Genomic DNA, 24,235 nt, shown 5'->3' on the forward strand with positions numbered 1-24,235 from the left:
CCGAGCACCGTTCCCGGTGCTTCGTTGGGTGGTGAGCGTCCCTGGCCGGGGACGCCGCGGCCGGGTGGAGGCACCGTGGACACAACGACGAAGTTCGTCCAGATCATCGACATCGAGACCGACCGGATGGAGGAGATGAGGGCGCTGGTCGAGGAGACCGACAAGCGCCTCGCCGGCCGTGCCGGCGGACCCACGCACCGCCTCGTTCTGCAGGACAGGAACCAGCCCAACCGGTTCCTGGTGATGATCGAGTTCGAGTCGTACGACGAGGCCATGCGCAACAGCGACGACCCGGAGACGAGCAGGATGGCGGAGCAACTGGCCTCGATGTGTACGAGGCCGCCGTCCTTCACCGACTGCGACGTACGGGAGATGACCGAGCTGAAGTAGCGGTATCGGAGCCGGGGCCGCCCGGCGGAGAGCGGCACGGGGTTCCGCAGCGGCAGACGGCGGACCCGTGCCGCTGCGGGCCCCGGGGCCGCCGAACCGGTGCGGGAGGCCGGTGTGAAGGCCCGGGGAGGGGAGTGTGCCCCCGGGATTTCGGGGCAGCAGGTCGAAGCCGGGGAAGATCGTGAAGGGCAAGGGACAGCGCAGTGTGGAGGACCGTCTGTGGGGTCGGAGTGAGGGAGCGTGCGCGGACAGGCGCGGGCATGCGCGGCCCGTGCCCGTCTGCGAGGATCGCTGAATGATCGTCCCGTTGCGGTCGCTCGTGACGCGGTGGACGGCTGTCGTGCCGGTGGCCGCGGTCGTCCTGCTGGTGTTCACGTGGGGACGAGATCTTCCCGGCGTGATCGTCGCGCTGGTGACTCTGGTCCTCGCGGGAGCCGTGCTGGCCGCCGTGCATCACGCCGAGGTCATCGCCCACCGAGTCGGTGAACCCTTCGGCTCGCTCGTGCTGGCCGTCGCCGTCACGATCATCGAGGTCGCCCTGATCGTCACGCTGATGGCGGACGGCGGGGACAAGAGTTCCACCCTGGCAAGGGACACCGTCTTCGCGGCCGTCATGATCACGTGCAACGGCATCGTCGGACTGAGCCTGCTCACCGCCTCGATCCGTCATGGGACCGCCGTCTTCAACCCGGAGGGCACCGGTGCCGCCCTCGCGACGGTCGCGACGCTGGCCACGCTCAGCCTGGTGCTGCCGACGTTCACCACGAGCAAGCCGGGCCCGGAGTTCTCCACCGCCCAGCTCACCTTCGCCGCGCTCGCCTCACTGATCCTCTACGGCCTGTTCGTGGCGACCCAGACCGTGCGGCACCGCGACTACTTCCTGCCGGTCACCCGGCAGGGCGAGGTCATCACCGCGGACGCCCACGCGGAACTCCCGACCGCCCGCGACGTCCGGATCAGCCTGGGGCTGCTGGGCCTGGCGCTGATCGGCGTGGTCGGCCTCGCCAAGGGAGTGTCGCCCACCATCGAGTCCGGGGTGGAGGCAGCCGACCTGCCGCATGCCGTCGTCGGTGTGGTCATCGCCCTGCTCGTGCTGCTTCCGGAGACCATCGCCGCGCTGCGTTCCGCCCGCCGCGACCGGGTGCAGACCAGCCTGAACCTCGCCCTCGGATCCGCGATGGCCAGCATCGGTCTGACCATCCCCGCCGTGGCCCTGGCGTCCGTCTGGCTCTCCGGGCCGCTGGTCCTCGGCCTCGGTGCCACCCACATGGTGTTGCTCGCCCTGACCGTGGTTGTCGGCTCGCTGACGGTGGTGCCCGGGCGGGCCACACCGCTCCAGGGAGGAGTGCATCTGGTGCTGTTCGCCGCCTACCTGGAGTTGGCGATCAACCCCTGACCACCGCCGCGGGACGCTCCGTGGCCGGTACGGCGGCGAGGCGGGGCACCGGCCGGGTCTCCGGCAGCAGCGCGAAGCAGCCCAGGCTGAACAGCGCGATCCCCGTCAGATAGGCGCCCACGCCCCAGGGGATCCGGCCGCCGTGCCCGGCGAGCGCCGTCGCCACGATCGGCGTGAGCGCGCCGCCGAGAACCCCGCCGAGGTTGTAGCCGACCGCGGCGCCCGTGCACCGTACGCGGGGCTCGTACAGCTCCGGCAGATACGCGCCGATCACCGCGAACATCGTGACGAACGCGATCATCGCCACCAGGAAGCCGAGAAACATCAGCAAGGGTTCGCCGGTCGACAGCAGCGCGACCATCGGGCACATCCACAGGGCGGCGACGGCACACCCGGTCAGGCACAGAGGCCGGCGACCGTAACGGTCACCCAGGAGTGCCATCACAGGTGTCAGGGCGCCCTTGACCACCACCGCGGCCATGATGCAGGCCAGCATGACGGTCCGGCTGGCACCGAGCCGTTCGGTCCCGTAGGCGAGGGACCAGGTCGTCACCGCGTAGAACACCGCGTATCCGACGGTGAGCGCGCCCGCCGTCAGCAGGACCAGCCGCCAGTGGTCGCGCACCACCTCGGCCAGCGGCACGCGCGCGTGGTCGTCGATTTCCAGGAAACCCGGGCTCTCGGTGAGCGACGAGCGCAGCCACAGCCCCGCCACGGCGAGCACCCCGGCCGCCCAGAACGGCACCCGCCACCCCCACGAGGCGAACTGCGCCTCCGTGAGGGACGCCGACAGCGCCAGCATCACGCCATTGGCGAGCAGGAAGCCCACCGCGGGGCCGATCTGCGGAAAGCTCGACCACAGGGCGCGCCGTTCGGCGGGCGCGTGCTCGGCGGTCAGCAGGACCGCACCGCCCCACTCCCCGCCGAGCCCGAGCCCCTGCAGAAAGCGCAGCACCAGGAGGAGAACGGGAGCGGCCGTGCCGATCGACTCGTAGGTCGGTACGCAGCCGACCGCGACCGTCGACGCACCGGTCAGAAGCAGCGAGACGACCAGGACCGGCCGCCGCCCGCGCCGGTCCCCGATGTGCCCGAACAGCATCGCCCCCAGCGGCCGGGCGACGAACCCCACACCGAACGTCCCGAAGGCGGCCAGTGTCCCGGCCACCGGTGAGAACGTCGGGAAGAACAGCGGCCCCAGAACCAGTGCGGCGGCGGTGCCGTAGACGAAGAAGTCGTAGAACTCGATGGCCGTCCCCGCGAGGGAGGCGGCGGCCAGCCGCACCATGGAAGGTGCCCTTGCCGTGCGTACGTCGTGCATGCCGCGTCAACCACCCACGGTGACCGCGCGTTACGGGGGCGCGCGGGGGACGGCCGGGATCAGTACGTCACGGTGATGCGCCGGGCGGGGCCGTCCACCCGTATCGACCCTCCATAAGGGAGGACGAGTTGCGGATCCGTGTGCCCGAAGTCCACGTCGAAGACGGTCATCAGACCGGGAGCGTAGGCGCCCAGCGCGCGCCGGACCGCCTCGCGCTGTTCGGCGGCGTAACGGGCTCCCTCCTCAGGGCTGTTGGGGCGCTCGAAGGACCAGGTCTTCGCGCGGGCCATCAGCAGCGCGGAGAAGCGCTGGAGCAGTCCGCGTTCGCCCATGTTGCGCAGGGTGCGGAAGACCTCCTCGCCGCTCGGCAGTTCCTCCGAGGTCTCCAGGAGCAGCACTCCGCCGTCGTACTCCGTCAGATCGTGGGAGATCTCGCGGTCGGCCATCAGCAGCCAGCCGAGGATCTCCAGGCAGCCGCCCCAAGCACGGCCCTCCACCACGCGGTCGGCGTTCTGCCAGGTCCAGCCGGTGCCGGGACGGGTCTCCGGTTCGCTGTCGAAGGTCGCGGGGTCGGCCCAGTCGCGGTTGACGTCGTTCCAGCGCTCGGCGGGCCGCAGTTCGTACTCGCCCGAGGTGAACAGGGCGGCCCGCAGTGACTCCGCGGTCAGCGGTTCCATGGCCACGGGACGCCCGAGCGCCGTCATCACGGTCGCGCCGTGGAAGCCGACGATCCCGGTGTTGTACAGGTACGCCAGCAGGTTCGTGTTGTCGCTCATCCCGAAGAACGGCTTCGGGTTCGCCCGGATCAACTCCCGGTCCAGAAAGGGCAGCACGGTGATCTGGTCGTCGCCGCCGATCGTCGCGATGACCGCCTTGACGTCCGGGTCGGCGAAGGCCGCGTGGATGTCGTCGGCCCGCTCCTGCGGCGTCGACCCCATCTTCCGGGTCGCCGGATACTCGACCGGTTCGAGCCCGAACTCCTTGCGCAGCCGCTCCAGCCCCAGTTCGTGCGGGCGCGGAAAGAGCCCGGGCAGTCCGGCGCCCGGCGAGATGACGGCGATGCGGTCGCCGGGCGAGGGCTTGGGGGGATAGGCGGGGGTCGTCATGCCGGGAGCGTACGGGCGACCCCGCTGTCGGCGCACCGTGATAAACCGGGGCTGAGCAGCGGTCCTCGACGGGCCGTCACCCCCGAACGGACCGGAGGAACCGTGCCCCGCACCCTCGCCAACGCCCCGATCATGATCCTGAACGGCCCCAACCTGAACCTCCTGGGCCAGCGCCAGCCGGAGATCTACGGCTCCGACACCCTCGCCGACGTCGAGGCCCTGTGCGCCAAGGCGGCGGCCGGGCACGGCGGCACGGTGGACTTCCGCCAGTCCAACCACGAGGGTGAGCTGGTCGACTGGATCCAGGAGGCACGCCTCAGCCACGTCGGCATCGTCATCAACCCCGGCGCCTACTCCCACACGTCCGTCGCGATCCTTGACGCGCTCAACACCTGCGACGGCATGCCGGTGCTGGAGGTCCACATCTCCAACATCCACCAGCGCGAGACGTTCCGACACCACTCGTACGTCTCCCTGCGCGCCGACGGCGTCATCGCGGGGTGCGGTGTGCAGGGGTACGTGTTCGGGGTGGAGCGGGTCGCCGCGCTGGTGGGCGCGGCGACCGCGGAGGCGTGACGTACGACCGCCCCTACAGCCGTCCCGCCTCCACGATCCGCCGCAGGAACTGCCGGGTGCGCTCCTGCTGCGGATCGCCGAACACCTGCTCGGCCGTGCCACGTTCCAGGACCACGCCGCCTTCGAGGAAGCAGACCTGGTCCGCGACATCGCGGGCGAAGCCCATCTCGTGGGTGGCCAGGACCATCGTCATGCCCTCACCCTTCAGGTCCCGGACGACGGCGAGGACCTCGCCCACGAGTTCCGGGTCGAGGGCAGCGGTGATCTCGTCGAGGAGCAGCAGCCGGGGGCGCACGGCCAGCGCGCGGACGATCGCGGCCCGCTGCTGCTGGCCGCCGCTCAGCCGGTCCGGGTACTCGCCCGCCTTCGCGCCGAGCCCGAGCCGCTCCAGCAGCTCACGACCGTACCGCTCGGCCTCCGCCCGGTCCACGCCGTGCACCCGGCGCGGGGCGAGGGTGATGTTCTCCAGGACGGTCATGTGCGGGAAGAGGTTGTACGCCTGGAAGACCACGCCGATCCGGCGGCGCACGGCGTCCTGGTCGGTCCGCGGGTCGGTGATCTCCTCGCCGTCCAGCCAGATCGCGCCGTCGTCGATGTCCTCCAGCAGGTTCGCGCACCGCAGCAGCGTGGACTTGCCCGAGCCGGACGCGCCGATCAGGGCGGTCACCGTGTGCGGGGCGACCTCCAGATCGACGTCCCGCAGGACGACGGTGTCACCGAAGGTCTTGCGCACGGACTCCATACGGAGCACGGGGGAGGTGGGGGAGGAGACGGACGAGCTGTCGGGGATGCCGCTCACAGTGTTCCTCCCTGCGCCCGCTGCCGGTCCATCCGAGCCGTCACCCAGTCCGTGAAGCGGGTCATCGGGATGGTCAGCGCGACGAAGACCAGTCCCGCGACGATGTACGGCGTGTAGTTGAGGCTGCGGCCCACGATGATGTCGGCGGCGCGTACGGCGTCGACCGCGCCGCCGATCGACACGAGCCCGGTGTCCTTCTGCAGCGACACCAGGTCGTTCAGCAGCGGTGGCACCTGGCGCCGTACCGCCTGGGGCAGCACGACGTACCGCAGCGCCTGCCGGTTGGTCAGCCCGAGCGAGCGCGCCGCCGCCCGTTGCGACGGGTGCACGGACTCGATGCCGGCCCGGAACACCTCGGCCACGTACGCCGAGTACGTCAGCGTCAGCGCCGTACCGCCGAGGAGCACCGGGTCCACGGTGATGCCCTGGAGTCGCAGCGCCGGGACACCCAGCACGACGATCATCAGGTTGATGATCAGCGGGAGGCCGCGGAAGAAGTCCGTGTACGCGGCGGCCAGCGCGCGCAGCGGGAAGAACACCGGGCCGCGCAGGGTGCGTGCGATGGCGATCAGCATGCCGAGGACGAGCACCGCGACACCGCAGATCAGCAGCAGCCGTACGTTGAGCCACAGGCCTTCGAGGACCTTCGGGAACGCCTCGCGCGCGTACTGCCCGTTGAAGAACGTCTCCCTGGTGCGCGGCCAGCCCGGCGCGCTCACCACGACCAGATACAGGACGACCCCGGTGACGAGGGTGGACAGCGCGGCGATCGACGTGGCGCGGCGCGCGCGGGTGCGCTTGTACCGCTCCCGGTCGATCCGCCGCTGCGAGGGGACGTAACCGTCGCCCCGGTCCGCCATGTGGCCCGGGTCCTCCTGCCCGGACTCCTCCTTCACTGCGGTCACTTGAGCACCGGGGCGTCGACGGCGTCCGACAGCCACTGCTTCTCGATCGAGGCGAGCGTCCCGTCCTCGCGCAGGGTGTCCACCGCGGTCGTCACGCACGAGGTGAGCGCGCTGCCCTTGTCGAGCACGAGCCCGAACTGCTCCGGCGTGCCGCCCTGGTTCTCGAACTGCCCGACGATCTTCGCGTCGGTCACCTCGGCGGCGGTGATGTAGAAGGCGGTCGGCAGGTCGACGACGATGGCGTCCACCTGGCCGTTCTGCAGCGCGGACTTGGCCTGGTCGTTCTTCGCGTACGCGGCCGGCTCCTGGGTCGGCTTCACCACGTCGTCGATGTAGTCGAGGCTGGTGGTGCCGACCTGGGCGCCCAGCTTGAGGCCCTTGAGGTCCGCGATGCTCGTCGCCTTCGCGGCCTTGGAGGTCTTGAGCGCGATGACGGCCTGGCGCACGTCGTAGTAGCCGGACGAGAAGTCCACGGCCTTCTTGCGCTCGGCACTGATCGACACCTGGTTGATGTCGAAGTCGAAGGTCTTCGCCCCGGGCGCGAACGCCTTGTTGAAGGGCACGCTCTGCCACACGACGTTCGCCTTGTCGTAGCCGAGCTGCCGCGCCACCGCGTACGCGACCGCCGACTCGAAGCCCTCACCGTTGGCGGGCTTGCCGTCCTTGAACCAGGGCTCGTACGCCGGCTCGTCGGTGGCGATCGTCAGCTTGCCCGAGGTCTGGGTGGCCAACTTGCCCTTGGCACAGGTGGCTCCGGCCGTCCCGGTCGGTTTGGCGGCGCTCTCCTCGGGCTGCGGGGCACAGCCGACGGCGGTGGCGAGCAGGGCGACAGTGGCGGCGGAGAGGGCGCGGCGCAGCATGTAAGGGGCAAGGTGCATGGCGGGAGAGTGACAGCGGACCGCGCCATTTGTCCAGGTCACACGCGGAATTGTCCGCATAATGGGAACGTGTGTTGCGTTCTTGTGAACGCCGGGGCCGCCGACCGAGGGCGGGGATCGACAGGTCGGCGGCCCGTGCCGCCCAGGAGCCGTCATCCTGCGCGGGGCTGCCTTCAGTGGACTACGCCAGCGCGCACGCCGGGAGCGCGTGCGTACTCCCGGCGCGTGTGTTCGTTTCACACGGGGCGCGCGGCCGACAACTGGGCGCGCCGCAGGGGGAGTTCACCACCCCAGGTGGGCGGTCTCCGCCGGCCGGCTCACCAGCCCCGCGCGTGCCACTCCGGCAGGTGGGGCCGCTCCGCACCCAGGGTGGTGTCGTTGCCGTGGCCCGGATAGACCCAGCTCTCGTCCGGGAGCGGGGCGAAGATCTTCGTCTCCACGTCGCGGATCAGGCTGGCGAAGGCCTCCGGGTCCTTGCGTGTGTTGCCCACGCCGCCGGGGAAGAGGCAGTCCCCGGTGAACACGTGCGGATGCCCGTGCGGGTCGTCGTAGACGAGCGCGATCGAGCCCGGTGTGTGCCCGACCAGGTGGCGCGCGGTGAGTTCCACGTGCCCGACACGGATCGTGTCCCCGTCGTCGACCGGCACATCGGTCGGCACGGGGATGCCCTCCGCGTCGTCCCGACCCGCGTACGTACGGGCACCGGTGGCTTCCACGACCTCCGCGAGCGCCTGCCAGTGGTCCCCGTGCTGGTGGGTGGTGACGACCGACGCGATGCCGTCGTCACCGATCAGTGTGATCAGCGTATGGGCGTCGTTCGCCGCGTCGATCAGCAACTGCTCGTCCGTGGCCCGGCAGCGCAGCAGATAGGCGTTGTTGTTCATCGGGCCCACCGCGACCTTGGTGATCATCAGGTCGGGCAACTCGTGCACATCGGCAGGGCCGCCGACCTTCACCGCTCCGCTGTACGTCATGACGTTCAGCCTATAGCGACGCCGGTGACCCTAGAGCGGGGGCAGTGCGGGCGGGGTGCCTCCCGGGACGTCGAGTCGCGCTCCGTCGCGGCGGCCGGAGAGCCACCCCAGCAGCTCGGGTGCCGGTCCGGTGACCGTGACCTCGGGTCCGCCCGCCTCGCTTCCGGTGCTCCACGCGTGCGTGCCGTCCGTGAGCACGGTTCGCGGCACCTCGGGGTGGCCGGTGAACCGGTCGGCCAAAAACGTGATCTCCCGCTCCGTGAACTCCGCGGGGAGGTCTTCGAGCTCGTACCCGATCCCCAGGTCCACGTGGTGCAGTTCGACCTCGGCCCAGCGGCGGAACGGCACCCGGGAGGCGATGTCGGTGACCCCGTTGCGCAGCTCCACCGTGCGCGACCAGTCCGCGGGCACGGCCCCCGCCTCCTGGAAGCGGGCCGCGCTCTCGCCCACGTCCGAGAGCTGTACGTCCAGGGGGCGCGGGGCGTCCCGCTCGATGCCGGCGTCCCGGGCCTCCCCGGAGGCGTACATGGGACGTCCTTCGAGGACGTTCACGAGGGCGTCCGCGTTGCGGGCGATGTGGGCGAGGACGTGTCCGCGGGTCCAGCCCGGCAGCCGTGACGGTTCGGCCACCGAATCGTTGTTCAATTTCGCGGCTGCGGTGAGCAGTCGTTCCGTCGCGTCGCGTACAGATGCCAGGTCGCGCTCATGATCGGCCATGGGGCCGACGATAGCCCCGCCACACGTTCGGGTGAAGCCGGTGGACCAGGCCCGCAAATCGAATGTGCGTGCTATATGGTCGAGTGCGGCGTCGGGCATGCTGGATGGCCGGGGATTGTTACCACCCCAGGAATCCGACCGGCGTTGTCAGTGGCTCCCCCTAGTCTGAGAAAGCACGGGGGCCCCGCCCCTGTCACTTCTCCCAAGAAAGGTGCGGACCGGCGTGGCCGACCGTCTCATCGTCCGTGGCGCGCGCGAGCACAATCTCAAGAATGTCTCGCTCGACCTCCCGCGCGACTCGCTCATCGTCTTCACGGGCCTTTCCGGGTCGGGCAAGTCCTCCCTGGCCTTCGACACGATCTTCGCCGAGGGCCAGCGCCGCTACGTCGAGTCGCTCTCGTCGTACGCCCGCCAGTTCCTCGGCCAGATGGACAAGCCGGACGTCGACTTCATCGAGGGCCTCTCCCCGGCCGTCTCGATCGACCAGAAGTCGACCTCGCGCAACCCGCGCTCGACGGTGGGCACCATCACCGAGGTCTACGACTACCTGCGTCTCCTCTTCGCGCGCATCGGCAAGCCGCACTGTCCCGAGTGCCGTCGCCCCATCTCCCGTCAGTCGCCGCAGGCCATCGTCGACAGGGTCCTGGAGCTGCCGGAGGGCAGCCGCTTCCAGGTGCTGTCGCCGCTGGTACGGGAACGCAAGGGCGAGTTCGTCGACCTGTTCGCGGACCTCCAGACCAAGGGCTACTCCCGCGCGCGGGTGGACGGCGAGACGATCCAGCTGTCCGACCCGCCCACGCTGAAGAAGCAGGAGAAGCACACCATCGAGGTGGTCATCGACCGCCTCACGGTCAAGGACACCGCCAAGCGCCGTCTCACCGACTCCGTGGAGACCGCCCTCGGACTCGCCGGCGGCATGGTCGTGCTCGACTTCGTCGACCTCCCCGAGGACGACCCCGAGCGCGAGCGCATGTACTCGGAGCACCTGTACTGCCCGTACGACGACCTGTCCTTCGAGGAACTGGAGCCCCGCTCCTTCTCCTTCAACTCGCCCTTCGGCGCCTGCCCCGACTGCTCGGGCATCGGCACGCGCATGGAGGTCGACCCCGAGCTGATCGTCCCGGACGAGGACAAGTCCCTCGACGAGGGCGCCATCCACCCCTGGTCGCACGGCCACACCAAGGACTACTTCAGCCGCCTCATCACCGCTCTCGCGGACGCGCTGGGATTCCGTACGGACATTCCCTTCGCGGGCCTCCCGCAGCGCGCCAGGAAGGCGCTCCTGCACGGCCACAAAACCCAGATCGAGGTCCGCTACCGCAACCGGTACGGCAGGGAGCGCGTGTACACCACGCCCTTCGAGGGCGCCGTTCCGTTCGTGAAGCGGCGGCACAGCGAGTCCGAGAGCGACGCCAGCCGGGAGCGCTTCGAGGGCTACATGCGCGAGGTGCCCTGCCCCACCTGCGAGGGCACCCGCCTCAAGCCGATCGTCCTCGCGGTCACGGTCATGGAGAGGTCCATCGCCGAGGTCGCCGCGATGTCGATCAGCGACTGCGCGGACTTCCTGGCCGAGCTGAAGCTCGACGACCGCGACAAGAAGATCGCCGAGCGGGTGCTCAAGGAGGTCAACGAACGACTGAAGTTCCTGGTCGACGTCGGCCTCGACTACCTCTCGCTGAACCGCGCGGCCGGCACCCTGTCCGGCGGCGAGGCCCAGCGCATCCGCCTCGCGACCCAGATCGGCTCCGGACTCGTCGGTGTCCTCTACGTCCTCGACGAACCCTCCATCGGTCTGCACCAGCGCGACAACCACCGGCTGATCGAGACCCTGGTCCGGCTGCGGGACATGGGCAACACGCTCATCGTCGTCGAGCACGACGAGGACACCATCAAGGTCGCCGACTGGATCGTCGACATCGGCCCCGGCGCGGGCGAGCACGGCGGCAAGGTCGTGCACAGCGGCTCCCTGAAGGAACTGCTCGCCAACGAGGAGTCGATGACCGGGCAGTACCTGTCCGGCAGGAAGGCCATCCCGCTGCCCGGCATCCGGCGCCCGCTGGACCCCTCCCGCCGGCTCACCGTGCACGGGGCCCGGGAGAACAACCTGCAGGACATCGACGTGTCGTTCCCGCTGGGTGTCCTCACGGCCGTCACGGGGGTGTCCGGCTCCGGCAAGTCGACGCTGGTCAACGACATCCTGTATACGCACCTCGCCCGCGAACTGAACGGCGCCCGCAGTGTGCCCGGCCGCCACACGCGCGTGGACGGCGACGACCTCGTCGACAAGGTCGTGCACGTCGACCAGTCGCCCATCGGCCGCACCCCGCGGTCGAACCCGGCGACGTACACCGGTGTCTTCGACCACGTCCGCAGGCTGTTCGCGGAGACCGTCGAGGCGAAGGTGCGGGGCTATCTGCCCGGCCGCTTCTCCTTCAACGTCAAGGGCGGACGCTGCGAGAACTGCGCGGGCGACGGCACCATCAAGATCGAGATGAACTTCCTCCCGGACGTGTACGTCCCGTGCGAGGTCTGCCACGGCGCCCGCTACAACCGGGAGACCCTGGAGGTCCACTACAAGGGCAAGTCCATCGCCGACATCCTGAACATGCCGATCGAGGAAGCCTGTCACTTCTTCGAGGCCGTGCCGGCGATCGCCCGCCACCTCAACACGCTGCACGACGTCGGCCTCGGCTATGTCCGGCTGGGCCAGTCCGCGACGACCCTGTCCGGCGGCGAGGCCCAGCGGGTGAAGCTCGCCAGCGAACTCCAGAAGCGCTCCACCGGCCGCACGGTGTACGTCCTGGACGAGCCGACCACCGGTCTGCACTTCGAGGACATCAGCAAGCTCCTCAAGGTTCTCTCCGGGCTGGTCGACAAGGGCAACACGGTCATCGTCATCGAGCACAACCTCGACGTCATCAAGACCGCCGACTGGGTCGTCGACATGGGCCCCGAGGGAGGCGCCGGCGGTGGTCTCGTCGTCGCCGAGGGCACGCCCGAGGAGATCGCCGGAGTCGCCACCAGCCACACCGGCAAGTTCCTGCGCGAGATCCTGGGCGCCGAGCGGGTCAGTGACGCCACCTCGGTGAAGGCACCGCGCAAGGCGCCCGCCAAGAAGGCGGTGGCGGCCAGGCCGGCGGCGACGAAGACGGCCGGAGCCACGAAGAAGGCCGCTCCGGTGAAGAAGACGACGACTCGGGCCCGCAAGGCCTGAGCCGGAGACGAGCTCGGACAGTAGGGCAAAGACGGCGGCCCGCGGAAACCCTCCGCGGGCCGCCGTACGTCCACTGACCCCGCACCGCGCCGAACTGCCCCTACAGCAAGCCCAGTTCGGCCGCGTACGGAGGTTCCGCCCCCGCGCGTGAGCAGGTGATCGCCGCCGCGCGGGCCGCGAGACGGAGCAGGTCCGTCCAGCCGTCGGCGCCCAGGCCGGCCAGGGCCGCCGGGGACAGCGCGTCCCGTGCCGACAGGCCGTGCAGCAGCGCCGCGTTCACGGTGTCGCCGGCGCCGATCGTGTCCACGACGTCGATCTCCTCGCCGGGGACGGAGTGTTCGGCGCCGTCACGGGTGAAGACGGTCAGCCCGTCGCCGCCCCGGGTGACCACGACGGCGGAGGGACCGGCGGCCAGCCATTCCCACGGAGTCCCGCCGAGCCACTTCGCGTCCTCCTCCGAGAGCTTGAGCAGCGACACCGAGGGCAGCCAACTCGCGAAGCGGGCCCGGTAGGCGTCCGCATCGGGGATCAGCACCGCCCTGATGTTCGGGTCGAGCGCGGTGAACACGCCCTGTGCGGCAGCGCTCCGCAGCAGTTCCTCGTACGCGCTCGCACCCGGCTCCAGCACCAGCGAGCAGGTGCCGAAGGACACCGCCCGGGCCGTGCCGGGGAGCTGGACGGGTGCCGTGAACAGCCGGTCGGCGGTGCCCTCGACGTAGAAGGAGTAGGCGGCGGAGCCGTCCGCACCGATCGAGGCGACCGCGAGTGTCGTCGGCTCGTCGCCACGCTGTACGGACGACACGTCGACGCCCGCGCCGCGCAACCCGTCGAGCAGCGCCTCGCCGAACGCGTCGGACGACACGCGGGAACAGAACGCGGTGGGGGAGCCGAGGCGGCCGAGAGCAACCGCCGTGTTGTAGGGACCGCCACCGAGCGCCGGTCGCAGATCCGCGAGGGCGCCCGGCGCTCGCGGTACCAGGTCGATGAGTGCCTCACCGGCGACGACGATCATGAAACGGGTCCTTTCTCGGCCTGGCGGGAGTTCTCGGAGTGCTCCCGGTCGGCACATCCGCACGACTCGCGGTGAACGAACGTGCACGGAAGTCGCACGGTGCGTGTCGGGCGGTCCGGGTCGGCCAGCCGGTCCAGGAGCAGACGTACGGCCTGCGCGCCGATGTCCCTGCCGGGCTGTGCGATCGCGGTGAGCCGGGGGGAGAACAGGTCGGCCCAGGCGAAGTCGTCGAAGCAGCACAGGGCCAGGTCGTCCGGCACGGTGAGGTCCCGCTCGCGCAGGGCGCGCAGGGCCCCGATGGTCATCGCGTTGTTGGCCGTGACGAGGGCGGTCGGCGGCGCGGCGAGGGAGAGCAGGGCGGTGGTGGCCCGCTCGCCACCCTCCGACTCGGAGTCGCCATGGGCCACCAGGCGTTCGTCGTGGGGCAGCCCGGCGGACGCGAGGCCGATGCGGTAGCCGGCGATCCGTTCCGCCGTCGTGCTGAGGCCGGGACGGCCCGCCACCAGACCGACGCGTTTGTGGCCGAGTGCGGTGAGGTGGGCCATCAGCCGGGCCATGGGTTCGGCGTTCTCGGCGCAGACCTGGTCGAAACGCGGGGTGCTGTCCGAAGGCGTGTCGAGCAGCCGGTCGAGGAACACCGTCGGTACGTCGTGCCGGGTCAGGTAGGCCACCAGGGCGCCGGGATCCGCCGACGGGGCGACGATCATGCCGTCCACGCGCCGCTCGTGCAGCAGCTGGACGACCTTGCGCTCGTGCTCGGGGTCGTCGTGCGGGTCGGCGATGAGGAGGCTGTAGCCGTGTTCCAGAGCACCGGCCTCGACACCCTGGAGGATCTCCGTGAAGTACGGGTTGCTGATCGCCGAAACCGCCAGTCCGATGGACCGCGTCCGCGCGGTGACCAGGGAACGGGCCAGCGTGTTCGGGGTGTAGCCCAGCACGTCGATGGCGTCGAGGACCGCCTGCCGGGTCGCGGGGCGCACGGTACGGGTGTCGTTCAGCACGTGGGAGACGGTCGCCACGGACACGCCGGCATGCCGCGCCACGTCGGCCATCGTCGCCATGGAGTCCCGCCTTCCCGTCCCGGTGGGGTGTCAACGGCGGCAACGTATCGCATGCACAGAAGGACGTAAACGCTTGCGTAAGCGTTTACGCAAGCGTTTGCGTCACTCCCAGTCCCAGCCGATGCCCAGGATTCCCGGTCGCAGCCTCGGCTCGACGAGGTGGACCGAGCGGTGGCGGGCGCTCACCGGCAGGTCCTGGCGGCCGCTTCGGGGCGCCGCGGCCGAGTGCTGGGCGAAGCGGTGGCAGCGCACCGGCAGGGACCCGTCGTCGAAGCGGACCTGGAGCGCGTACTGGCCGCCCGCCACGCCGAATCCGCGCACGTACTCACGGGACACGCCCGCGGTGCCGTCCTCCACCGCGTACCGGAAGAGGAACGTATCGCCCGCGCGCAGCCGCGTGTCGAAGAGGAGTTCGGCGACGAGCACCCCGGTGTCGTGGTGCCGGCGTATCCGCCCCGTGCGGCAGTTCTCCAGGGCGTGGACCGACATGCCGTCCGGCGCGCAGCCGGGGTCGCCGTGGTGCACGGCGACGAACCGGTCGATGCCGTCCCGGTGGGCGCGCACGATGTGGTGGGCCTCGCGGGTGAGGAGTTCACGGCGCGTGCCGATCCGTACCCGTTCGTGCAGGCCGATGGTGTGCAGGCCGCCGTCGAGCGGGGCCTCCAGCTCCGTCAGCAGTTGTTCCAGGGCGCCGGAGGCCTCGACCAGGGAGCGGTACGAACGCCCGGCGGGGCGCTGCGTGCCGACGCGTTCGTCGTCCTGGGAGAGCAGCCGGATCAACGATTCGTCCGGCAGCTGGAGGATCTCCTCCAGGGCCCGCACGGCCCGCAGCGACTCGGGGCGCTGCGGGCGGCGGGCGCCCTGCTGCCAGTAACTCAGGCTGGTGACGCCGACCTTGACGCCGTACCGCCACAGATGGTGCTGGACACGCTGCAGCGGCAGCCCGCGCGCGGTGATCGCTGCCCGCAGGGCCACATGGAAGGGGCCGTTCCGCAGAGCCGTCCCCAGCTCCGCGGTGGCGTCCTCCACGGTGGTGTCCTCCGTGATGACGTCGTCCGCGTGCCGTGTTCCTTGGCGCATGCAGGGGCCCTTCTGTGAATGATCACGGCGGCTGGCCGGACCGCGCGCGTGGGTCGAACCGTGACGGCCCGGCGGGCCTGCACGGAGCTGTCGTCCTCGTCCCCGTGTCCTTGTGTCCGCACGTGCGTACGCGGCCGTTCACCGCCCCGAGTTCTCCCGCATTGAAGCGTGTTGACCAAGGCGCGACAACACCTGAGGCGCAACCCGCGCAACTGCTGAGCCCTTCACCTTCCTCCTCGCCCTCCCCGGGGACCGGGGGCGCCGGTCCACAGGATCACCGCGCTGTCACACCCCGCCAGTAGGGTGTGAGACATGGCCGACCCCTCCAGCTACCGCCCCAAGCCGGGACAGATCCCGGACTCTCCCGGGGTGTACCGATTCCGCGACGAGCACCGCCGGGTGATCTACGTCGGGAAGGCGAAAAGCCTGCGTCAACGCCTGGCCAACTACTTCCAGGACCTGGCCGGTCTCCACCCGCGCACCCGCACGATGGTCACCACGGCCGCCTCCGTGGAGTGGACGGTGGTGTCCACGGAGGTCGAGGCGCTCCAGCTGGAGTACTCCTGGATCAAGGAGTTCGACCCGCGTTTCAACGTCAAGTACCGCGACGACAAGAGCTACCCGTATCTCGCGGTGACGATGAACGAGGAGTACCCGCGCGTGCAGGTGATGCGCGGTCAGAAACGCAAGGGCGTCCGCTACTTCGGGCCGTACGGGCACGCGTGGGCGATCCGCGACACCGTGGACCTGCTCTTGCGCGTCTTCCCGGTACGCACGTGCTCGGCCGGCGTCTTCAAGAACGCCGCCCGCACCGGCCGCCCCTGCCTCCTCGGCTACATCGGCAAGTGCTCTGCGCCCTGCGTCGGGCGGGTCTCGGCCGAGGAACACCGCGACCTGGCCGAGGAGTTCAGCGACTTCATGGCCGGCCGCACGGGGACGTACATCCGCCGGCTGGAGCAGCGGATGACGGAAGCGGCCGAGGAGATGGAGTACGAGCGGGCGGCCCGTCTGCGCGACGACATCGAGGCCCTGCGGAAGGCCATGGAGAAGAGCGCGGTCGTGCTCGCCGACGCGACCGACGCCGACCTGATCGCGGTCGCCGAGGACGAGCTGGAAGCGGCCGTGCAGATCTTCCACGTACGCGGTGGGCGCGTGCGCGGCCAGCGTGGCTGGGTGACCGACAAGGTCGAGGAGATCACCACCGGGGCACTGGTCGAGCACGCCCTCCAGCAGCTCTACGGGGAGGAGAAGGGGGACTCCGTGCCCAGGGAGGTCCTCGTCCCCGCGCTGCCCGACCCCGTGGAGCCCGTCCAGGAGTGGCTGGCCGAGCGGCGCGGGTCCGGCGTGTCGCTGCGCATCCCGCAGCGCGGCGACAAGAAGGCCCTCATGGAGACCGTGCAGCGCAACGCCCAGCACTCGCTCGTGCTGCACAAGACCAGGCGCGCCTCCGACCTGACGACCCGCTCGCGCGCGCTGGAGGAGATCGCCGAGGCCCTCGACCTGGACAGCGCCCCCCTGCGGATCGAGTGCTACGACATCTCCCACCTCCAGGGCGACGACGTGGTGGCCTCCATGGTCGTCTTCGAGGACGGCCTGCAGCGCAAGAGCGAGTACCGCCGCTTCCAGATCAAGGGCTTCGCGGGACAGGACGACGTCAGGTCCATGCACGAGGTCATCGGCCGTCGCTTCAAGCGGTACCTCGCCGAGAAGGAGAAGACCGGGGAGTGGACGGACGGCCAGGAACCCGGCCAGGAGTCCGGTCCGGACACCGGTCGGGAACCCGGCAGGGAGCCGGGTGAGCAGCTGAAGGACGACGAAGGGCGGCCCAGGCGGTTCGCCTATCCGCCGCAGCTCGTCGTCGTCGACGGCGGGCAGCCGCAGGTCGCCGCCGCCCAGCGGGCACTGGACGAGCTGGGTATCGACGACATCGCCGTCTGCGGCCTCGCCAAGCGCCTGGAGGAGGTCTGGGTGCCCGGCGAGGACGACCCGGTGATCCTGCCCCGCACCAGCGAGGGCCTGTATCTGCTCCAGCGCGTACGTGACGAGGCCCACCGCTTCGCGATCACCTACCAGCGCGTCAAACGGGCCAAACGCTTCCGGGCGAGCCCACTGGACGACGTGCCCGGACTCGGTGAAACCCGGAAACAGGCGCTGATCAAGCATTTCGGCTCGGTGAGAAAGCTGCGGTCCGCCACAATCGACCAGATCCGCGAGGTTCCCGGCATAGGCCTCAAGACGGCCGAGACGATCGCTGTGGCCCTCGCACAGGCGGCCCCGGCCGCACCCGCCGTGAACACGGCGACCGGAGAGATCATGGACTACGCAGCAGACGCAGCAGACGCAGCAGACACGCAGGACGGGGCACCCGGTACGAGGGCGGATGCCCCGGGGCAGCCCGTAGTCGCGGGCGCCCCGGACGAGCGACGGGGCCAGGAGACATGACCGAGCACGACGAGGCACCGAAGGCCGAGCGCACAGCGGAAGGCCAGGCGGGTCACAAGGAAGCGGGCGATGATCGCTCGCGACACGCCGAGGGCCCGGCACCGGGCGACACAGCGGGCCAGAAACCACCGGGCCAGGAAGACGGAGAGCAAGTGGGTACGGGCATCGAGACAGCCGGGATCGCCGAAGTGGCCATCCCCGAGCTGGTGATCATCTCCGGCATGTCCGGAGCCGGACGTTCGACGGCGGCCAAGTGTCTGGAGGACCTCGGCTGGTTCGTCGTCGACAACCTGCCGCCCGCGCTGATCCCCACCATGGTGGAGCTCGGCGCCCGCTCCCAGGGCAACGTCGCCAGGATCGCGGTCGTCGTCGACGTGCGCGGCAGGCGTTTCTTCGACAATCTCCGTGAGTCGCTCGCCGATCTCGCCGTGAAGGGCGTCACCCGGCGGATCGTCTTCCTGGAGTCCTCGGACGACGCCCTGGTGCGCCGTTTCGAGTCGGTGCGCCGGCCGCACCCCCTCCAGGGGGACGGCCGCATCGTCGACGGAATCGACGCCGAGCGCGAACTGCTGCGCGAACTGCGCGGGGACGCCGACCTGGTGATCGACACCTCCAGCCTCAACGTGCACGAACTGCGGGCCAAGATGGACGCCCAGTTCGCCGGCGAGGAGGAGCCCGAGCTGCGGGCCACGGTGATGTCCTTCGGCTTCAAGTACGGCCTCCCGGTCGACGCCGACCTGGTCGTGGACATGCGGTTCCTGCCCAACCCGCACTGGGTCCCGGAGCTGCGCCCGTACACCGGCCTCAACGAGGAGGTGTCGGCGTACGTCTTCAACCAGCCCGGCGCCAAGGAGTTCCTCGACCGGTACGCCGAGCTGCTCCAGCTCATCGCCGCCGGATACCGCCGCGAGGGCAAGCGCTATGTGACGATCGCGGTCGGCTGCACCGGCGGCAAGCACCGTTCGGTGGCCACCTCCGAGAAGCTCGCCGCCCGCCTTGCCTCGCAGGGCGTGGAGACCGTGATCGTGCACCGGGACATGGGACGGGAATGACGGGACGTACACCGCGGCTGAGCCGGCTGCGCCGGATGACCCCCGAGGGCCGTGCGGGCCGGCCCGTCGAGGCCCGGGGCGCCAGACCGCGCCGCCGGGGCACCCAGCCCAAGGTCGTCGCCCTGGGCGGGGGCATGGGCCTGTCCGCCTCGCTCGCCGCCCTGCGCCGGATCACCGGCGACCTGACCGCGGTGGTCACCGTGGCCGACGACGGCGGCTCCAGCGGGCGCCTGCGCGACGAGCTGGGCGTCCTGCCGCCCGGCGACCTGCGCAAGGCCCTGGCCGCCCTGTGCGGCGACGACGAATGGGGCCAGACCTGGGCCCGCGTCATCCAGCACCGCTTCCAGTCCAAGGGCGACCTGCACGAACACGCGGTCGGCAACCTGCTGATCGTCGCCCTGTGGGAGCAGCTCGGCGACCACGTCCAGGCCCTCGACCTGGTCGGCAGGCTGCTGGGCGCGCACGGCCGCGTCCTGCCGATGTCCGCCGTACCCCTGGAGCTGCAGGCCCTGGTCAAGGGTCATGACCCGGAGCGGCCCGACGACGTCGACACCGTCCGGGGACAGGCGACCGTCGCGCTGACACCCGGCGAGGTGCAGAGCGTGCATCTCGTGCCGCACGACCCGCCCGCCGTCCCGGAAGCCGTCGCGGCGGTCCTGGACGCCGACTGGGTGGTGCTCGGGCCGGGCTCCTGGTTCTCGTCCGTGATCCCGCACCTGCTGGTGCCCGAACTGCTCGACGCGCTCACCGAGACGAAGGCCCGCCGGGTACTCTCGCTGAACCTCGCGCCGCAACCCGGAGAAACCGATGGCTTCTCCCCGCAGCGTCATTTGGAGGTTTTGGGACGACACGCCCCTAAACTCGCCCTGGACGTGGTGCTGGCCGACGAGGCCGCCGTGCCCGACCGCGACTTGCTGACCGATGCCGCCAAACGGTTCGGTGCCGCGGTCGAGCTGGCGCCGGTGGCCCGGACCGACGGATCTCCTCGGCACGATACGGAGCTGTTGGCCGCCGCGTACGACCGTATTTTTCGGATGCATGGAAGGATCGGCCCATGGCGATGACGGCAGCGGTGAAGGACGAGATTTCCCGGCTCCCCGTCACCCGTACCTGCTGCAGGAAGGCGGAGGTCTCCGCCATTCTGCGGTTCGCCGGCGGCCTCCACCTGGTGAGCGGGCGCATTGTGATCGAGGCGGAGCTGGACACCGCGATGGCGGCCCGTCGGCTCAAGCGGGACATCCTTGAGATTTTCGGCCACAGTTCCGAACTGATCGTGATGGCGCCCGGCGGACTGCGCCGCGGTTCCCGTTACGTGGTCCGGGTGGTCGCGGGCGGCGACCAGCTGGCCCGCCAGACAGGGCTCGTGGACGGCCGTGGGCGCCCGATCAGAGGCCTGCCCCCGCAGGTGGTCTCCGGGGCGACCTGTGACGCGGAGGCGGCCTGGAGAGGGGCCTTCCTGGCTCACGGCTCGCTCACCGAGCCGGGACGTTCCTCGTCCCTGGAGGTGACCTGCCCGGGCCCCGAGGCCGCGCTCGCCCTGGTCGGCGCCGCCCGTCGCCTCTCGATCGCGGCCAAGGCCCGCGAGGTGCGGGGCGTCGACCGGGTCGTCGTCCGGGACGGGGACGCGATCGGCGCCCTCCTCACCCGGCTCGGCGCACACGAGTCCGTGCTGGCCTGGGAGGAGCGGCGGATGCGCCGCGAGGTCCGCGCCACCGCGAACCGGCTCGCCAACTTCGACGACGCCAACCTGCGCCGTTCCGCACGCGCCGCGGTAGCCGCCGGTGCCCGGGTCCAGCGCGCGCTGGAGATCCTCGCCGACGAGGTCCCCGAGCACCTCGCGGCGGCCGGCCGGCTGCGCATGGACCACAAGCAGGCCTCCCTCGAGGAACTGGGCGCCCTCGCCGACCCGCCGCTGACCAAGGACGCCGTCGCGGGCCGGATCCGCCGGCTGCTCGCCATGGCGGACAAGCGGGCCCAGGACCTCGGCATCCCGGGCACGGAGTCCAACCTCACCGAGGAGATGGCCGACGCGGGCTGACGGAGTCTCACGGCACGTTGACCGACCCTCAACTCGCCGGTGCCGGTACCCACTTCGGGTGCCGGTATCGGCGTTTGTCACTTGTTGGCGCCCCCTTGACTGGATCATGAACTGTCATGAGCCTGGCATCTGGTCCGCCGCTGCGGCGGACCGTCGTTAGGGGGGGTACATGAGACGAAGAGCGAGAACGATCCTCGCCGCCGGCGCGCTCGTGCTGGGCGGCGCGGGACTCACGCCCATCGCCGTGGCCGCGGAGGACGCCGCTACGCCCGGCGCCGACGAGGTCAAGGTCTTCCGCGCCGAGGTCACGAAGGCGCAGATACCCCTGCTCCTCGCGACCGGCCAGGACGGTCACGAACTGGGGGAGCAGGCACCGGAGAAGGGCACGGCCACGGTCGAGGTCTACCTCACCGACAAGCAGGCCGACCAGCTGGAGGACAAGGGCGTCGACCTCAAGGAGCACACGCTCACGGCGAAGGCACGCGCGCGCGTGGCCGCCGCCGGAGACGGCGTGTTCCGGCCGTACAGCGGAGCCGGCAACCTCCAGGAGGAGATCCTCCGGACCGCGCAGGAGAACCCGGCCCTGACCAAGGTCGTCTCCATCGGCAAGACCCTTCAGGGGCAGGACATCCTCGCGCTCAAACTGACCAAGGGCGCGAAGAAGACCAAGGACGGCGCCAAGCCGTCCGTCCTGTACATGTCCAACCAGCACGCGCGTGAATGGATCACGCCGGAGATGACCCGGCGTCTGATGCACCACTACTTGGACAACTACTCCAAGGACCAGCGCATCAAGAAGATCGTCGACTCGACCGAACTGTGGTTCGTCCTGTCCGCGAACCCCGACGGCTACGACTTCACCCACCAGGCCGACGGCGACCGCCAGTGGCGCAAGAACATGCGGGACGTCAACGGCGACGGCGCCACCACCATCGGCGACGGCGTCGACCTCAACCGCAACTTCGCCTACAAGTGGGGCTACGACGACGAGGGCTCGTCCCCGTTCCCCACCAGCCAGACCTACCGTGGCGCAGGACCCAACTCGGAGCCCGAGACCAAGGCCCTGGACGCCTTCGAGAGGCGCATCGGCTTCGAGTACGGCATCAACTACCACTCCGCCGCCGAACTTCTCCTCTACGGGGTCGGCTGGCAGGTGGCCTCGCCCAGCCCCGACGACGTCCTCTACAAGTCGCTGGCCGGTACGCCGGAGAACTCCGCGATCCCCGGCTACCACCCCCAGCTCTCCTCCGAGCTGTACACCACCAACGGCGAGGCGGACGGCCACGCGGCCAACGTCAACGGCACGGCGATGTTCACCCCGGAGATGTCGACCTGCCAGACCGTGTCGAACCTCTATCCGGACGACGCCTGGAACGCGGCCGACTGCGCCTCGGTCTTCACCTTCCCGGACGACGAGAAGCTGATCCAGGAGGAGTTCGTCAAGAACATCCCGTTCGCCCTGTCGGTCGCCGAGTCCGCGGCCAGGCCCGACCAGCCGAAGTCCTCGGTCGGCATCGACGCCCCGGACTTCACCCCGGCACCCTTCACCACCTCGTACTCGCGCGGCGCCGACCAGGAGGTCTCGGTCGTCGTACGCAGGTCCGTGCGCGACAAGGAGCTCAAGTACCGCGTCAACGGCGGCCGTACGGAGGACATGGCGCTCAAGGCGTGGAAGGGCGGCGAGACCTTCGGCGGTGACGACAACCTGTACTTCGACGAGTACCGTGCCAAGGTCGCCGACGGCGACCCGGGCGACAAGGTCGAGGTCTGGTTCACCGGCGAGACGAAGGCCGGCAAGCCCACCAGGAGCACGCGCTTCACGTACACGGTCGCCGAACGGCCGCGCGCCGACACGCTCGTCGTCGCCGAGGAGGGCGCGACCGCCGCGCAGACACAGGTCTACGTCGACGCGCTGAAGGCCAACGGCAGGAAGCCGCTCGTCTGGGACGTCGCCGCCCTGGGCGCACCCGACGCGCTCGGTGTGCTCGGCCACTTCAAGACGGTCGTCCACTACACGGGCGCCGTACGGCCGGGCAACGCCACCCAGCTCCAGCTGCGCGCCTACCTCAACGAGGGCGGCAAGCTGGTCGAGGCCGGCGAGAGCGCCGGAGGCTCCGTCGACCTCGGCGGGGGCACCCTGTCGAACGACTTCAGCCAGTACTACCTGGGCGCCTACACCCGTACGACCACACCGTCGGCCAAGGCCTTCAGCGGCTCCGGGAAGCTCACCGGCTTCACGGGCGCCCTCGGTGACGCGCCGGGCAACCCGCTGAACGCGGCCGGGTCCTTCAGCGTCACCTCGGACAGCCTGTCCGAGGCGACGTACCCGCAGTTCGCCAGCGCGGGCGCGGGCGGATACCCCGGAACCGTCAACCCGTACGGCCCCTACGCGGGCTCCTCCATGGCGGCCGTCACCCACACCGACTACGCCTGGAACCGTCTCACCCGCACCATCGACCTCACCGGGGTGAGCGCGTCCGCCGCGCCCACGTTCCGTACCCAGCTCCTGTGGGACACGGAGGAGGGCTACGACCACGCCGTGCTCGAAGCCCACACGGCCGGGGCCGACGACTGGACCACGCTCCCGGAGAAGGGCGGCGCCACCAGCACCACGGTGCCGGCCGAGTGCGAGGCAGGGTTCTTCATCCAGGGCCACCCCGCTCTCACCCGCTATCTGACCCTCGGCTCGGGCGTCTGCACGCCCACCGGGACCAGCGGCTCCTGGAACAGCTTCACCGGGTCCTCCGCGGGCTGGCAGGAGGTCGACTTCGACCTCTCGGCGTACGCGGGCAAAACGGTGGAGATCTCGCTCGGCTACATCACCGACCCCGGCTCCGGCGGTCGCGGTGTCCTCGCCGACAACGCCACCGTCGTGATCGGCGGCACGGCGGGCGCGGTCGAGGGCTTCGAGACGTCCCTGGGCGCCTGGAGCACCCCCGGACCGCCCGCGGGCAGCCCCGCCGTCATCAAGGACTGGGGACTCTCGGGCGAGCTGTTCAAGACGTACGGAGCGGTCACCACCGATGACACCGTGCTGCTGGGCTTCGGCCTGGAGCACGTCACCACGGCGGCCGACCGGAAAGCACTCCTCGGCAAGGCACTGGCCGCGCTGAAGGGCTGATCAACCCCGTTCATCGGGTCATCGTGCCGATTTCGATCGGGTAATCACGGTGTGAAACCTGGGCGGTCCGTACCCCTACTGGCGGGTACGGGCCGCCCTGCCGTGTATGGGGCATCTCGATGTCACCACCCGGGCCTCAGAGAGGTAGGGTCGTAG

At 70.3% G+C, this 24,235-nt stretch carries 19 protein-coding genes; 9 read left to right on the plus strand and 10 right to left on the minus strand.

Annotated features, from left to right (window positions below; all coding sequences use genetic code 11):
- The first annotated feature begins 75 nt into the window (after nucleotides 1-75).
- Together OG595_RS33050 and OG595_RS33055 are read left to right on the plus strand one after the other, a co-directional pair.
- Nucleotides 76-390 (plus strand): hypothetical protein, encoded by a 315-nt coding sequence (locus tag OG595_RS33050; RefSeq protein WP_329278421.1) that lies wholly within the window; start codon nucleotides 76-78, stop codon nucleotides 388-390.
- 295 nt (nucleotides 391-685) lie between these two features.
- Entirely contained in the window at nucleotides 686-1,786 is a 1,101-nt protein-coding gene (locus OG595_RS33055) for a calcium:proton antiporter (protein ID WP_329278422.1), read from the plus strand.
- Here OG595_RS33055 and OG595_RS33060 read toward each other — a convergent pair.
- A complete protein-coding gene (locus tag OG595_RS33060) occupies nucleotides 1,776-3,104 on the minus strand; it encodes an MFS transporter (protein WP_329278424.1) in 1,329 nt (442 codons plus the stop codon). The two genes, OG595_RS33055 and OG595_RS33060, sit on opposite strands and share 11 nt — an antisense overlap.
- 59 nt (nucleotides 3,105-3,163) lie before the next feature.
- Nucleotides 3,164-4,210, minus strand: a complete 1,047-nt coding sequence (locus OG595_RS33065) for a S66 family peptidase (protein ID WP_329278427.1) — start codon at nucleotides 4,208-4,210, stop codon at nucleotides 3,164-3,166.
- A 102-nt stretch (nucleotides 4,211-4,312) separates the two neighbouring features.
- On the opposite strand from OG595_RS33065, the gene aroQ reads away from it, so the two are divergent.
- Nucleotides 4,313-4,786 (plus strand): type II 3-dehydroquinate dehydratase, encoded by a 474-nt coding sequence (gene aroQ / locus OG595_RS33070; protein WP_329278428.1) that lies wholly within the window; start codon nucleotides 4,313-4,315, stop codon nucleotides 4,784-4,786.
- A gap of 13 nt (nucleotides 4,787-4,799) precedes the next feature.
- Here aroQ and OG595_RS33075 read toward each other — a convergent pair whose 3' ends face one another.
- The 5 genes from OG595_RS33075 to OG595_RS33095 all read right to left on the minus strand — a co-directional run bounded on the left by OG595_RS33075 (nucleotide 4,800) and on the right by OG595_RS33095 (nucleotide 9,059).
- Nucleotides 4,800-5,528 carry an amino acid ABC transporter ATP-binding protein gene (locus OG595_RS33075; RefSeq protein WP_329283420.1) on the minus strand — a complete coding sequence of 243 codons (729 nt, stop codon included), beginning with the start codon at nucleotides 5,526-5,528 and terminating at the stop codon, nucleotides 4,800-4,802.
- Nucleotides 5,529-5,581: 53 nt separating this feature from the next.
- A complete protein-coding gene (locus tag OG595_RS33080; RefSeq protein WP_329278430.1) occupies nucleotides 5,582-6,490 on the minus strand; it encodes an amino acid ABC transporter permease in 909 nt (302 codons plus the stop codon).
- On the minus strand, nucleotides 6,487-7,368 hold the full coding sequence (locus OG595_RS33085) for an ABC transporter substrate-binding protein (RefSeq protein ID WP_329278432.1): 882 nt from the start codon (nucleotides 7,366-7,368) through the stop codon (nucleotides 6,487-6,489). Before OG595_RS33085 ends, OG595_RS33080 begins: the two co-directional genes overlap by 4 nt.
- Before the next feature lie 317 nt (nucleotides 7,369-7,685).
- Nucleotides 7,686-8,342, minus strand: coding sequence for an MBL fold metallo-hydrolase (locus OG595_RS33090; protein ID WP_329278434.1), 657 nt, complete (start codon nucleotides 8,340-8,342; stop codon nucleotides 7,686-7,688).
- 30 nt (nucleotides 8,343-8,372) lie between these two features.
- Entirely contained in the window at nucleotides 8,373-9,059 is a 687-nt protein-coding gene (locus OG595_RS33095) for a maleylpyruvate isomerase family mycothiol-dependent enzyme (RefSeq protein WP_329278436.1), read from the minus strand.
- Between the two features lie 223 nt (nucleotides 9,060-9,282).
- On the opposite strand from OG595_RS33095, the gene uvrA reads away from it, so the two are divergent.
- A complete protein-coding gene (gene uvrA / locus OG595_RS33100) occupies nucleotides 9,283-12,273 on the plus strand; it encodes an excinuclease ABC subunit UvrA (protein WP_329278438.1) in 2,991 nt (996 codons plus the stop codon).
- A gap of 100 nt (nucleotides 12,274-12,373) precedes the next feature.
- On the opposite strand, the gene OG595_RS33105 is transcribed toward uvrA, so the two are convergent.
- The 3 genes from OG595_RS33105 to OG595_RS33115 form a co-directional block, all read right to left on the minus strand.
- Complete coding sequence (locus OG595_RS33105) at nucleotides 12,374-13,285, minus strand: carbohydrate kinase family protein (RefSeq protein ID WP_329278439.1); 912 nt, start codon at nucleotides 13,283-13,285, stop codon at nucleotides 12,374-12,376.
- Nucleotides 13,282-14,346 carry a LacI family DNA-binding transcriptional regulator gene (locus OG595_RS33110; RefSeq protein WP_329278441.1) on the minus strand — a complete coding sequence of 355 codons (1,065 nt, stop codon included), beginning with the start codon at nucleotides 14,344-14,346 and terminating at the stop codon, nucleotides 13,282-13,284. Before OG595_RS33110 ends, OG595_RS33105 begins: the two co-directional genes overlap by 4 nt.
- A gap of 102 nt (nucleotides 14,347-14,448) precedes the next feature.
- Nucleotides 14,449-15,426 (minus strand): hypothetical protein, encoded by a 978-nt coding sequence (locus OG595_RS33115; protein ID WP_329278443.1) that lies wholly within the window; start codon nucleotides 15,424-15,426, stop codon nucleotides 14,449-14,451.
- 312 nt (nucleotides 15,427-15,738) lie between these two features.
- On the opposite strand from OG595_RS33115, the gene uvrC reads away from it, so the two are divergent.
- The 5 genes from uvrC to OG595_RS33140 all read left to right on the plus strand — a co-directional run bounded on the left by uvrC (nucleotide 15,739) and on the right by OG595_RS33140 (nucleotide 24,079).
- Nucleotides 15,739-17,868: an excinuclease ABC subunit UvrC gene (uvrC, locus tag OG595_RS33120; protein ID WP_329278445.1), complete on the plus strand. Its 2,130-nt coding sequence runs from the start codon at nucleotides 15,739-15,741 to the stop codon at nucleotides 17,866-17,868.
- On the plus strand, nucleotides 17,865-18,920 hold the full coding sequence (rapZ, locus tag OG595_RS33125) for an RNase adapter RapZ (protein WP_329278447.1): 1,056 nt from the start codon (nucleotides 17,865-17,867) through the stop codon (nucleotides 18,918-18,920). Before uvrC ends, rapZ begins: the two co-directional genes overlap by 4 nt.
- Entirely contained in the window at nucleotides 18,917-19,984 is a 1,068-nt protein-coding gene (locus tag OG595_RS33130; protein WP_329278449.1) for a gluconeogenesis factor YvcK family protein, read from the plus strand. The genes rapZ and OG595_RS33130 overlap by 4 nt, the downstream gene beginning before the upstream one ends.
- A complete protein-coding gene (gene whiA / locus OG595_RS33135) occupies nucleotides 19,975-20,958 on the plus strand; it encodes a DNA-binding protein WhiA (RefSeq protein WP_053744887.1) in 984 nt (327 codons plus the stop codon). Before OG595_RS33130 ends, whiA begins: the two co-directional genes overlap by 10 nt.
- Nucleotides 20,959-21,127: 169 nt before the next feature.
- Nucleotides 21,128-24,079 (plus strand): M14 family metallopeptidase, encoded by a 2,952-nt coding sequence (locus OG595_RS33140; RefSeq protein WP_329278451.1) that lies wholly within the window; start codon nucleotides 21,128-21,130, stop codon nucleotides 24,077-24,079.
- Nucleotides 24,080-24,235 lie beyond the last annotated feature (156 nt).

It is taken from the genome of Streptomyces sp. NBC_01451 (genome assembly GCF_036227485.1).
Classification (GTDB): domain Bacteria; phylum Actinomycetota; class Actinomycetes; order Streptomycetales; family Streptomycetaceae; genus Streptomyces.

Bases quoted from the DNA above. Each gene is read 5' to 3' on its own strand.
- OG595_RS33055 (WP_329278422.1), top strand. From the start codon at position 686: ATGATCGTCCCGTTGCGGTCGCTCGTGACGCGGTGGACGGCTGTCGTG.
- OG595_RS33060 (WP_329278424.1), bottom strand. From the start codon at position 3,104: ATGCACGACGTACGCACGGCAAGGGCACCTTCCATGGTGCGGCTGGCC.
- OG595_RS33065 (WP_329278427.1), bottom strand. From the start codon at position 4,210: ATGACGACCCCCGCCTATCCCCCCAAGCCCTCGCCCGGCGACCGCATC.
- OG595_RS33075 (WP_329283420.1), bottom strand. From the start codon at position 5,528: ATGGAGTCCGTGCGCAAGACCTTCGGTGACACCGTCGTCCTGCGGGAC.
- OG595_RS33085 (WP_329278432.1), bottom strand. From the start codon at position 7,368: ATGCACCTTGCCCCTTACATGCTGCGCCGCGCCCTCTCCGCCGCCACT.
- OG595_RS33090 (WP_329278434.1), bottom strand. From the start codon at position 8,342: ATGACGTACAGCGGAGCGGTGAAGGTCGGCGGCCCTGCCGATGTGCAC.
- OG595_RS33095 (WP_329278436.1), bottom strand. From the start codon at position 9,059: ATGGCCGATCATGAGCGCGACCTGGCATCTGTACGCGACGCGACGGAA.
- OG595_RS33105 (WP_329278439.1), bottom strand. From the start codon at position 13,285: ATGATCGTCGTCGCCGGTGAGGCACTCATCGACCTGGTACCGCGAGCG.
- OG595_RS33110 (WP_329278441.1), bottom strand. From the start codon at position 14,346: ATGGCGACGATGGCCGACGTGGCGCGGCATGCCGGCGTGTCCGTGGCG.
- OG595_RS33115 (WP_329278443.1), bottom strand. From the start codon at position 15,426: ATGCGCCAAGGAACACGGCACGCGGACGACGTCATCACGGAGGACACC.
- uvrC (WP_329278445.1), top strand. From the start codon at position 15,739: ATGGCCGACCCCTCCAGCTACCGCCCCAAGCCGGGACAGATCCCGGAC.
- rapZ (WP_329278447.1), top strand. From the start codon at position 17,865: ATGACCGAGCACGACGAGGCACCGAAGGCCGAGCGCACAGCGGAAGGC.
- OG595_RS33130 (WP_329278449.1), top strand. From the start codon at position 18,917: ATGACGGGACGTACACCGCGGCTGAGCCGGCTGCGCCGGATGACCCCC.
- whiA (WP_053744887.1), top strand. From the start codon at position 19,975: ATGGCGATGACGGCAGCGGTGAAGGACGAGATTTCCCGGCTCCCCGTC.
- OG595_RS33140 (WP_329278451.1), top strand. From the start codon at position 21,128: ATGAGACGAAGAGCGAGAACGATCCTCGCCGCCGGCGCGCTCGTGCTG.